Genomic DNA, 11294 nt, shown 5'->3' with positions numbered 1-11294 from the left:
CGTCGCTTCGCGATGGCCTTCGGCCACCCTTGACAAGCCATTCCGCCACGGAAAGACAAGAGACTGCCGGGAAACCCCCAAAAGAACGGGCCGGGCAGAAAGAGGCAGAAGCGGGTCAGCCAGGGATGTCCGACCCCGTAAGCGAGGGGGCGCGCCCCGCCTCGGGTCCTCCCAGGCCGGTTCCCCGAACCGGGCAGGCGGCGCAGCCTCCAATGAACCTCGACCACAAGGAGCTCGGGCGGCGGCGGGCGCGTCAAATCGCTACGCGCTCCTCGAAGACGGCGTCTGCGGCCCTCTTGGGCTGGTCATAAGCCGCCACGGATCGCTACGCGCTCCTCCACGACGGCGTCCGACGGCAGTCTGGGGCTGATGGGACTGAAAGACACCGGGAAAGGGGGCCGGGGAAGGGATCGGGGAAGGGATCGGGGAATGATTCCTCGGCCCATCCGAGCTGGATTCACGTCAGGACGGAGACGCCACTAAAAAGTCACTCCCAATTCATCTCAATTGGGGCATATGGCCTGGCTTTTTCGTCTGCTGCCTCGCTTGACGTGAATGCAGCTCGGAATAGCCGCTGTTTGGGACTCTGGCCGCCTCGGGAGCATCCATTTCCCGATACTGGCTCCATGGGAAGCAGAAGGAAGTCTTATCCGCTTGCGTTCGGAACTCCGAGGATGCTCGTCCTCTACCGCACGCCCGAGCGGTGGCGGTATGCCGTCTACTTCGAAGCGCCGGGCGGAGTAGCGGATGGCGCCCTCGGTCACCCCGCTTCGTCCTGCGGGCCCGAACCGGCACAGGCTGCCCTGTGCCGTAAGGCCGAGGAGCTGACCGGCAGGGACCTGAGCGTCTCGTGGCTGCCTGCCGACAGGCCGGGCTGGTGGACTGGAACCGTCACGACGACCGGCGCGATGCCAATCGATGGGCCGCCTCAACAGGACCAGCCCCAGACGGCCATCAGGCGCTGATCATTGAGGAGCGCGTAGCGATCTGCTGCGGCTTATGACCAGCCCAAGACGGTCGTCAGACGCCATTGGCGAGGAGCGCGTAGCGATTTGACGCGCCCGAAGTCTCCTGAGGTCTTTGTGGTCGAGGTTTGGGGGTGGCTGGTCGCCTGCCCGGCTTGGGAACCGGCCTGGGAGGGCCCGAGGCTGGGTGTGCCCCCTCGCCCGGGGGGCCGGACATCCCTGACCGACCCGTCCTTGGAAACTCTGACCGGCCCGTTCTTTTGGGGGTTTCCTGGCAGTCTCTTGTCTTTCCGTGGCGGGACGGTCTGTCAAGGGTCGCCGTAGGCGATCGCGAAGCGACGCGACGACGAAGGAGGAGCGCCCTTTACAGGCCGGCCCGACACGGAAGGACTATGGGACTGACGGGAAACCCCCCAGGACTTCTCTGATTCCGGCCGGTGAAGGTCCCGCCAACCCCCGACCCCGCCGCACGGGACTGCTCCGGGGGTGTCCTCACAACTCAGGTCAGCGGGGACTCGCGCACCGTCGACAGGTCCGCCGAGGTCTTCGTCGCGATGAACTCCGTGATGCGGTAGGCGCAGACGCCCGTCACCGTGAAGGGGTCCTCGGCCGCGATCTTCTCGATCTCCGCGCGGGAGACCCCGCTGGCCAGGATCACGCCTCCGTCGCGCGGGACCTTGCGGCCCGACGCGAGGAAGATGCCGGAGGCGTAGTAGCCGTCCAGCCAGGCGATGTGGGCGTCCATCTGTTCTTCGACGGCTTCGATGGGGGCCGTGTAGCTGAGCTCCATGACGAACATGATCGCCAGGCTACTCTCGCTGCACCATGACTAGTGTGAAGACGCCTGAAGACGAGGCCGAGGCCCGGGCGATACAGGACGAACTACGCCATCAGGTCGTGCTCGACCAGCCCGGCCCCCCGCCCGGACGCGGGCTGGTCACGGGTGTCGACGTCGCCTACGACGACGAGCGCGACCTGGTCGCCGCCGCGGCCGTGGTGCTCGACGCCGCCACCCTGGAAGTGGTGGAGCAGGCCACCGCCGTCGGGCGCGTCAGCTTCCCCTACGTGCCCGGGCTGCTCGCCTTCCGCGAGCTGCCGACCGTACTCGCCGCCCTCGACGCCCTGACAGCCCCGCCCGGCCTCGTGGTCTGCGACGGCTACGGGCTGGCCCACCCCCGCGGATTCGGCCTCGCCTGCCACCTCGGCGTGGTCACCGGCCTCCCGGCCATCGGCATCGCGAAGAACCCGTTCACCTTCACGTACGAGGAACCCGGCGCCCGGCGCGGAGACGCCGCCCCGCTGCTCGCGCCCGACGGGACCGTGGTCGGCCGGGCGCTGCGCACGCAGGACGGCATCAAGCCGGTCTACGTCTCCGTCGGGCACCGGGTCTCGCTGGACAACGCCTGCGCCCAGGCCCTCGCGCTCAGCCCCCGCTTCCGGATCCCCGAGACCACCCGGCACGCCGATTCGCTGTGCCGCCGGGCCCTGCGGGAGGCGGCCGGGTGACAGGGGCGCCTCAGCGTTCGTCCGCCACCCGGAACGTGATGCCCGCCTTCCGCAGGCGGTCCACCAGGGCGTCGCCCATCGCCACCGCCGTGGTGAGCTGGCCGGCGCGGTCGGGCAGGGTGTCGTAGGCGAGGCACAGCGCGGACTCCGCCAGCATCTTCGCCGTCTCCCCGTATCCCGGGTCCCCGCCCGACACCTCGGTCAGCACGCGCCGGCCGCCGCCCTCGCCCACGAACCGTACGGTGAACCAGCTGCGCGCGCGGCGCTCAGCGTCCGGCCCCTGGCCCGACTCCCAACGGCTCATCAGCCACCGCCGGGCGGGCGGGACCTGGGCCAGTGCGACCGTCGCGCCCACGGCCGCCGTGCCGCCCACCGCGAAGGGGAGGTGCTTGACGGAGGCGTAGTGCCGGTAGCGGAAGTCCGGGCCGTAGCGCTCCAGCGCGGCCGCCGACCGCGCCACGATCGCGGGGTCCAGGGTGGGGAGCGGCAGCGCCCAGGTGCCGGTCTCCCGGCTGAACCGGGGTGCCCCCACGGGCCCCCGGGCGCGGCGGCCCAGGAGCCGCGGCTCGTGCAGTCGGCGGGCGCGCGCGGCGGCGAAGGTCTGGGGGCCGCGCCCCAGGGCCGTCAGCGCGGAGGCCAGGGTCCCGCCGGAGAAGAGGGCGTTGGACCGCATGAAGCCGTCGACCCGCAGGGGAACCCCCTCCGGCAGCCGGGACACCGTGAAGTACGCGCCGAGGTCCGCCGGGATCGAGTCGAAGCCGCACGCGTGCACGATGCGGGCGCCGGTCTCCCGGGCCCGGGCGTCGTGCTCCACGTACATCCGGTCCACGAACTCCGGCTCCCCGGTGAGGTCGACGTAGTCCGTGCCCTCCTCGGCGCAGGCGGCGACCAACTCGGCGCCGTGCCACACGTACGGACCCACGGTGGTGGCCAGCACCCGGGTGGACGCGGCCAGTTGGCGCATCGCCCCGGCGTCCCCGGCGTCCGCCCGGAGCAGGGGCAGCTGCGCGCACGCCGGGTCGGTGAGCGCCAGCCGCTCGCGCAGCCGCTCCAGCTTCCCGAGGTCGCGGCCGGCCAGCGCCCACCGGCAGCCGGCGGGGGCGTGTGCGGCCAGGTACTCGGCGGTCAGCGCCCCCACGAAGCCGGTCGCGCCGAAGAGTACGACGTCGTAGGCCCGTTCAGGTTGGTCCCGCCGAGCCCGTGAACCCCGAACCGTTGTGTTCATGACCGCTCCTCCCAGCTGGTGTCGGGGGCTGAGGCTAGCGTGAGGAGCGGCTGCCCGCGCGGGCAGGTGTACCCAGCGGTAGCAGGAGGCGTGATGAAGGCCGGGCAGGCGGCGGTGCGCAAGTGGGAACAGGTGAGGGAGTTCGCCCTGGGGCTCCCGGAGGCCTTCGAGGACCATCCGTGGGGGCCCGAGGACTGCGTGGTGAAGGTCAACAAGAAGATCTTCGTCTTCCTGGGCGACGCGGCCGTGACCGGGTCGCCGGGCATGTCCGTGAAGCTGAAGGACGAGGCGCTGCACGGGCACGCGATGACGGCGCCCGGCGCGGAGCCCACCGGGTACGGGCTGGGCCGGTCCGGCTGGGTGTCCGTACCCCTGGGGGAGAAGGGGGCGCCCTCGCTGCAGGTGCTGTGCGAGTGGGTGGAGGAGAGCTACCGGACCGTGGCGCTCAAACGGCACGTCAAGGAGCTGGACGCCCGGATGGAGGCAAACGACTAAGCGCTTGCTCTTGTGCTGACGGGGACACGTTCCTAGCATCGCTGGTGTTACATCAGTTGTGTCACACCGTGCGGCTAACAACGCTGGGGGCTCGATGGCAGTGACAGGGAACGGGGACGGTACCGGGCGCGGCCCGCTCGCCGGAGTGCGCGTGGTCGAACTGGCGGGCATCGGCCCCGGGCCGTTCGCCGCCATGCTCCTGGCCGACCTGGGGGCGGACGTCGTGCGCGTGGACCGGCCCGGCGGCGGCGGGCTCGCCGTCAATCCCGCCTACGACGTCACCAACCGCAACAAGCGCTCCGTCCTGGTCGACCTCAAGTCGGCCGACGGCCCGTCCCGCGTCCTGGACCTGGTCGAGCGGGCCGACGTCCTCATCGAGGGCTTCCGCCCCGGGGTCGCCGAGCGGCTCGGCGTCGGTCCGGCCGACTGCCACGCCCGCAACCCGAAGCTGGTCTACGGCCGGATGACCGGCTGGGGCCAGGAGGGGCCGCTCGCGCACACCGCCGGGCACGACATCGCGTACATCGCCGTCACCGGGGCCCTCGGCATGATCGGCAACCCGGGCGAGCCCCCGGCCGTCCCCGCCAACCTGGTCGGCGACTACGCGGGCGGCTCGCTCTACCTCGTGATCGGCGTCCTCGCCGCGCTCCAGCACGCCCGGACCCCCGGCGGCGCCGGCCAGGTCGTCGACGCGGCCATCGTCGACGGGACCGCCCACCTCACCGCCATGATCCACGGCATGATGGCGGCGGGCGGCTGGCAGGACCGGCGCGGGGCGAACCTGCTCGACGGCGGCTGCCCCTTCTACGGCACCTACGAGACCTCCGACGGCCAGTACATGGCGGTCGGCGCGCTGGAGCAGCAGTTCTACGACACCTTCGTCGAGCTGCTCGGCATCAAGGACCAGGCCCCGGCCCGCAAGGACCTCGCCCGCTGGGGCGAGCTGCGCGAGGCCGTCGCCGCGCGCTTCAAGACCCGTACGCGCGCGGAGTGGACGGCCGTCTTCGAGGGCACCGACGCGTGCGTGGCACCCGTGCTCTCCCTGCGCGAGGCCCCGGAACACCCGCACCTCGCCGCCCGTTCCACCTTCACGGAGTTCGGCGGGATCGTGCAGCCTGCGCCGGCCCCCCGGTTCTCGGCCACCCCGGCCGCCGTCACCGCCGGCCCGGCCCAGCCGGGCGCGCACACCGAGTCCGTGGCCGCGGACTGGGACGTCCCGGCGCTGCTGGAGAAGGGGCCCGACGCCTGATGGAACTGTCCACGATGCTCGACTACGCCGGCGACGCCCGCCGGGCCGCCGACGAGGCGGCGGCGCTGGAGGCGGCCGGGCTCGACGCGGTGTGGGTCGCCGAGGCCTGGGGCTTCGACTCCCCGACGATCATGGGCTACCTCGCGGCCCGCACCGAGCGGCTGAAGATCGGCTCGGCCATCCTCAACGTCTACTCCCGCACCCCCGGCCTGATCGCCCAGACGGCCGCCGGGCTCGACGCGGTCTCGGACGGCCGGGCGCTGCTCGGCCTCGGCGCCTCCGGCCCGCAGGTGGTGGAGGGCTGGCACGGGAAGCCGTACGACCGACCGCTCGGCCGGACCCGCGAGACGGTGGACCTGTGCCGCCGCATCTGGCGGCGGGAGACGATCGACCACCACGGCATCACCGACATGCCGCTGCCGCCCGAGAAGGGCGGCCGGCACGGCAAGCCGCTGAAGATCCTCACCCGGCCGGTGCGCAGCTCCATCCCCGTCTACGTCGCCTCGCTCGGCCCGGCCAACGTGGCGATGACCGCGGAGATCGCCGACGGCTGGCTGCCGACCCTCTTCATCCCCGAGAAGGCGCGGGACGTATGGGGCGCCCCCCTCGCCGAGGGCGCCGCCAAGCGGGCGCCCGGGCTCGGCCCGCTCCAGACCGTCGCGGGCGGCCTGCTCGCCATCGGGAACGACGCGGCGGCCGTACGCGACCTCGCGCGCCCGCAGATCGCCCTGTACGTCGGGGGCATGGGCGCGGTCGGCAAGAACTTCTACAACGACCTCGCCGTGGCCTACGGGTACGAGGAGGAGGCGCGCAAGATCCAGGAGCTCTACCTCTCCGGACACAAGCGCGACGCCGCGGCCGCCGTCCCGGACGAGTTCTGCGAGCTGATGACGCTGTGCGGGCCCGAGGGCTATGTGCGCGAGCGCATCGAGGCCTTCCGCGAGGCAGGCGTCACCATGCTCAACGTCACGCCCGTGGCCCCCGAGCCGGGCGGCCGGGCCCGGCTGGTCGAGACCGTCAAGAACTGGCTTTAGGGAGCCCACTGATGCAGAGCCAGACGATGAAGCGCCAGATCTTCGACGCCGACCACGAGGCGTTCCGCGAGACCGTCCGCACCTTCCTCACCAAGGAAGTGCTGCCGCACTACGAGCAGTGGGAGAAGGACGGCATCGTCAGCCGCGAGGCCTGGCGGGCCGCCGGCCGGCAGGGGCTGCTGGGCCTGGCCGTCCCGGAGGAGTACGGGGGCGGCGGGAACACCGACTTCCGCTACGCCGCCGTGATCGCCGAGGAGTTCACCCGGGCGGGCGCCCCCGGCCTGGCCATCGGCCTGCACAACGACATCATCGGCCCCTACCTGACCTCGCTCGCCACCGAGGAGCAGAAGCGCCGCTGGCTGCCCGGCTTCTGCTCGGGCGAGACCATCACCGCCATCGCGATGACCGAGCCGGGCGCGGGCTCCGACCTCCAGGGCATCCGCACGACGGCCGAGGACCGCGGCGACCACTGGGTGCTCAACGGCTCCAAGACCTTCATCTCCAACGGCATCCTCGCCGACCTCGTCATCGTCGTCGCCAAGACCACCCCCGAGGGCGGCGCGCACGGCCTGTCCCTCCTCGTCGTCGAGCGCGGCGCGGAGGGCTTCGAGCGCGGCCGCAACCTCGACAAGATCGGCCAGAAGTCCCAGGACACCGCGGAGCTGTTCTTCCACGACGTACGCGTCCCCAAGGAGAACCTGCTCGGCGAGCTGAACGGCGCCTTCGTCCACCTGATGACCAACCTCGCGCAGGAGCGGATGGGCATCGCGATGGCCGGCATCGCCGCCGCCGAGTACCTGCTGGAGATCACCACCCAGTACGTGAAGGAGCGCGAGGCCTTCGGGCGCCCGCTCTCCAAGCTCCAGCACATCCGGTTCGAGATCGCCGAGATGGCCACCGAGTGCGCGGTCACCCGTACCTTCCTGGACCGCTGCATCGTCGACCACTCGAACGGCGAACTGGACCACGTGCACGCCTCGATGGCCAAGTGGTGGGCCACCGAGCTCCAGAAGCGGGTCGCCGACCGCTGCCTGCAACTGCACGGCGGGTACGGATACATGACGGAATACCGGGTCGCGCGGGCCTTCACCGACGGCCGCATCCAGACCATCTACGGCGGCACGACCGAGATCATGAAAGAGATCATCGGCCGCTCCCTCCTCGGTTGAGACACCACCCAGCACCAGACCTCCCCGAAAGGCTTGACCAGTGAGCACCGAAGCTTACGTATACGACGCGATCCGCACCCCGCGCGGCCGCGGCAAGGCCAACGGCGCCCTGCACGGCACCAAGCCGATCGACCTGGTGGTCGGCCTCATCCAGGCGCTGCGCGAGCGCAACCCCGGTCTGGACCCCGCCACCATCGACGACATCGTGCTCGGCGTCGTCGGACCGGTCGGCGACCAGGGCTCCGACATCGCGCGTATCGCGGCCATCGCAGCCGGACTGCCGGACACCGTGGCGGGCGTACAGGAGAACCGCTTCTGCGCCTCCGGCCTGGAGGCCGTCAACATGGCCGCCGCGAAGGTCCGCTCCGGCTGGGAGGACCTGGTCCTGGCCGGCGGCGTGGAGTCGATGTCCCGCGTCCCGATGGCCTCCGACGGCGGCGCCTGGTTCAACGACCCGATGACCAACTGGGACGTCAACTTCGTCCCGCAGGGCATCGGCGCCGACCTCATCGCCACCATCGAGGGGTTCTCCCGGCGCGACGTGGACGAGTACGCCGCCCTCTCCCAGGAGCGGGCGGCCGCGGCCATCAAGGACGGCCGGTTCGCCAAGTCCGTCGTACCGGTCACCGACCGCAACGGCCTGGTCGTCCTCGACCACGACGAGTTCGTCCGCCCGGGCACGACCGCCGACACCCTCGCCAAGCTCAAGCCCTCCTTCGCCGACATCGGCGAGCTCGGCGGCTTCGACGCGGTCGCCCTGCAGAAGTACCACTGGATCGAGAAGATCGACCACGTCCACCACGCGGGCAACTCCTCCGGCATCGTCGACGGCGCCTCGCTCGTCGCCATCGGCTCCCGCGAGGCGGGGGAGCGGAACGGCCTGACGCCCCGCGCCCGGATCGTCTCCGCGGCCGTCTCCGGATCCGAGCCCACCATCATGCTCACCGGCCCCGCCCCCGCCACCCGCAAGGCGCTCGCCAAGGCCGGGCTGACCATCGACGACATCGACCTGATCGAGATCAACGAGGCCTTCGCGGGCGTCGTGCTGCGCTTCGTCAAGGACATGGGCGTCTCCCTCGACAAGGTCAACGTCAACGGCGGCGCCATCGCGCTCGGCCACCCGCTCGGCGCCACCGGAGCCATGATCCTCGGCACGATCGTCGACGAGCTGGAGCGCCAGGACAAGCGCTACGGGCTCGTCACCCTCTGCGTCGGCGGCGGCATGGGCGTCGCCACCATCGTCGAACGCCTGTAGGCGCCCGGCCCAGCGAGGCCAGACCCCCCGTAGCGCCCGAGCCGGGACGCCCCCGGCCCCTCCCGCCCGGCCCTGCCGAACCAGACTTCCACGGAGAGACCCACCCCATGACCGAGACCCGCACCATCCGCTGGGAACAGGACGAGACCGGCGTCGTCACCCTGATCCTCGACGACCCCGACCAGTCCGCGAACACGATGAACCAGGCCTTCAAGGACTCCATCGCGGCCATCGCCGACCGCGCCGAGGCCGAGAAGGACTCCATCCGCGGCATCATCTACACCTCCGCCAAGAAGACCTTCTTCGCGGGCGGCGACCTCAAGGACATGATCCAGCTGCGGCCCGAGCACGCGCAGCTGGCCTTCGACACCGGCACCGCCATCAAGCACTCGCTGCGCCGCATCGAGACCCTCGGCAAGCCCGTCGTCGCCGCCATCAACGGCACCGCCCTCGGCGGCGGTTACGAGATCTGCCTGGCCTCCCACCACCGCGTGGCCCTCGACGCCCCGGGCTCCAAGATCGGCCTGCCCGAGGTCACCCTCGGCCTCCTCCCGGCCGGCGGCGGCGTCACCCGCACCGTCCGCCTGATGGGCATCGCCGACGCCCTGCTCAAGGTGCTGCTCCAGGGCACCCAGTACAACCCGCAGCGCGCCCTGGACAACGGCCTGGTGCACGAACTGGCCGCCACCCCCGAGGAGATGCTCGCCAAGGCCCGCGCCTTCATCGACGCGCACCCCGAGTCGAAGCAGCCCTGGGACGTGCCCGGCTACAAGATCCCGGGCGGCACGCCGTCCAACCCGCGGTTCGCCGCCAACCTCCCGGCCTTCCCCGCCAACCTGAAGAAGCAGCTCAACGGAGCCCCGTACCCGGCGCCGCGCAACATCCTGGCCTGCGCCGTCGAAGGCGCCCAGGTGGACTTCGAGACCGCGCTGACCATCGAGGCCCGCTACTTCACCGAGCTGGTCACCGGGCAGACCGCCAAGAACATGATCCAGGCGTTCTTCTTCGACCTCCAGGCCGTCAACGCCGGCCGCAGCCGCCCGCAGGGGATCGCCCCGCGCAAGGTCACCAGGGTCGCGGTGCTCGGCGCCGGCATGATGGGCGCGGGCATCGCCTACTCCTGCGCCCGCGCGGGCATCGAGGTGGTGCTGAAGGACGTCACCGCCGAGGCCGCCGCCAAGGGCAAGGCGTACTCCGAGAAGCTGCTCGACAAGGCCGTCTCCCGCGGCCGTACCACCGAGGCCCAGCGCACCGAGCTGCTCGCCCGGATCACCCCGACCGCCGACGCCGCCGACCTCGCGGGCTGCGACGCCGTCATCGAGGCCGTCTTCGAGGACACCGCCCTCAAGCACAAGGTGTTCCAGGAGATCCAGGACGTCATCGCGCCGGACGCGCTGCTCTGCTCCAACACCTCAACCCTGCCCATCACCGGCCTGGCGGAGGGGGTTTCGCGCCCTGCCGACTTCATCGGACTGCACTTCTTCTCGCCCGTCGACAAGATGCCGCTCGTCGAGATCATCAAGGGCGGGCAGACCGGCGACGAGGCCATCGCCCGGGCCTTCGACCTGGTCCGCCAGATCAACAAGACCCCGATCGTGGTCAACGACTCGCGCGGCTTCTTCACCTCGCGCGTCATCGGCCAGTTCATCAACGAGGGCGTGGCGATGGTCGGCGAGGGCATCGAGCCCGCCTCGATCGAGCAGGCCGCCGCCCAGGCCGGCTACCCGGCCAAGGTGCTCTCCCTGATGGACGAGCTCACCCTCACCCTCCCGCGCAAGATCCGCAACGAGACGCGCAAGGCCTTCGAGGCCGAGGGCCGGGCGTGGTCCGAGCACCCGGCCGACACCGTCATCGACCGCATGGTCGACGAGTTCGGCCGCCCCGGCCGCAGCGGCGGCGCCGGCTTCTACGAGTACGACGAGAGCGGCAAGCGCGCCCGCATCTGGCCGGGCCTGCGCGAGCACTTCGCCAAGCCGGACGCCGACATCCCCTTCGATGACATGAAGGAGCGGATGATCTTCTCCGAGGCCCTGGACACCGTCCGCTGTCTCGACGAGGGGGTCCTCACCTCGATCGCCGACGCCAACATCGGCTCCATCATGGGCATCGGCTTCCCGGCCTGGACCGGCGGTGTGATCCAGTACATCAACGGCTATGAGGGCGGCCTCCCGGGCTTCGTGGCCCGCGCCCGCGAGCTGGCCGACCAGTACGGCGAGCGCTTCACCCCGCCCGCCTCCCTCGTGGCCAAGGCCGAGCGCGGGGAGACGTACACGGACTGAGCAGCCGTCCGGCGACTTCGACGCGAGGGCCGCCCCGGGGTTCCCCCGGGGCGGTCCTTCCGCATGCCGGGACCCGAGATGCGCAGCCGCCCGATGCGGCGCACGATGGACAAGGCC

9 protein-coding genes are annotated in these 11294 nt (G+C 71.3%); 7 read left to right on the top strand and 2 right to left on the bottom strand.

What is annotated here, in order from left to right; genetic code table 11:
• Nucleotides 1-1464 precede the first annotated feature (1464 nt).
• The gene (locus AB0O21_RS34700) at nt 1465-1764 is read right to left on the bottom strand and encodes a YciI family protein (RefSeq protein ID WP_365178049.1); all 300 of its coding nucleotides are present in this window, start codon (nt 1762-1764) and stop codon (nt 1465-1467) included.
• A gap of 26 nt (nt 1765-1790) precedes the next feature.
• On the opposite strand from AB0O21_RS34700, the gene AB0O21_RS34695 reads away from it, so the two are divergent.
• On the top strand, nt 1791-2471 hold the full coding sequence (locus AB0O21_RS34695; RefSeq protein WP_365178046.1) for an endonuclease V: 681 nt from the start codon (nt 1791-1793) through the stop codon (nt 2469-2471).
• Between the two features lie 10 nt (nt 2472-2481).
• Here the strand turns inward: AB0O21_RS34695 and AB0O21_RS34690 are convergent, their stop codons facing one another.
• Nucleotides 2482-3696, bottom strand: a complete 1215-nt coding sequence (locus tag AB0O21_RS34690; protein WP_365178043.1) for a saccharopine dehydrogenase NADP-binding domain-containing protein — start codon at nt 3694-3696, stop codon at nt 2482-2484.
• 93 nt (nt 3697-3789) lie between these two features.
• Between AB0O21_RS34690 and AB0O21_RS34685 the strand changes: the two genes are divergently transcribed.
• The 6 genes from AB0O21_RS34685 (at nt 3790) to AB0O21_RS34660 (ending at nt 11177) form a co-directional block, all read left to right on the top strand.
• Entirely contained in the window at nt 3790-4191 is a 402-nt protein-coding gene (locus AB0O21_RS34685) for an MmcQ/YjbR family DNA-binding protein (RefSeq protein ID WP_365178041.1), read from the top strand.
• Between the two features lie 94 nt (nt 4192-4285).
• Complete coding sequence (locus AB0O21_RS34680; protein WP_365178038.1) at nt 4286-5440, top strand: CaiB/BaiF CoA-transferase family protein; 1155 nt, start codon at nt 4286-4288, stop codon at nt 5438-5440.
• A complete protein-coding gene (locus AB0O21_RS34675) occupies nt 5440-6474 on the top strand; it encodes an LLM class F420-dependent oxidoreductase (protein WP_365178035.1) in 1035 nt (344 codons plus the stop codon). Before AB0O21_RS34680 ends, AB0O21_RS34675 begins: the two co-directional genes overlap by 1 nt.
• A gap of 26 nt (nt 6475-6500) precedes the next feature.
• Nucleotides 6501-7643, top strand: coding sequence for an acyl-CoA dehydrogenase family protein (locus AB0O21_RS34670; protein ID WP_365178057.1), 1143 nt, complete (start codon nt 6501-6503; stop codon nt 7641-7643).
• A gap of 40 nt (nt 7644-7683) precedes the next feature.
• Complete coding sequence (locus tag AB0O21_RS34665) at nt 7684-8898, top strand: acetyl-CoA C-acetyltransferase (protein WP_365178032.1); 1215 nt, start codon at nt 7684-7686, stop codon at nt 8896-8898.
• 107 nt (nt 8899-9005) lie between these two features.
• Nucleotides 9006-11177, top strand: a complete 2172-nt coding sequence (locus tag AB0O21_RS34660) for a 3-hydroxyacyl-CoA dehydrogenase NAD-binding domain-containing protein (protein WP_365178029.1) — start codon at nt 9006-9008, stop codon at nt 11175-11177.
• The last annotated feature ends 117 nt before the right edge of the window (nt 11178-11294 follow it).

Source organism: Streptomyces sp. NPDC091371 (assembly GCF_040684275.1).
GTDB lineage: Bacteria > Actinomycetota > Actinomycetes > Streptomycetales > Streptomycetaceae > Streptomyces.
The sequence above is the reverse complement of the archived record's forward strand: the minus strand, read 5'-3'. Positions and strand labels throughout refer to the sequence as shown.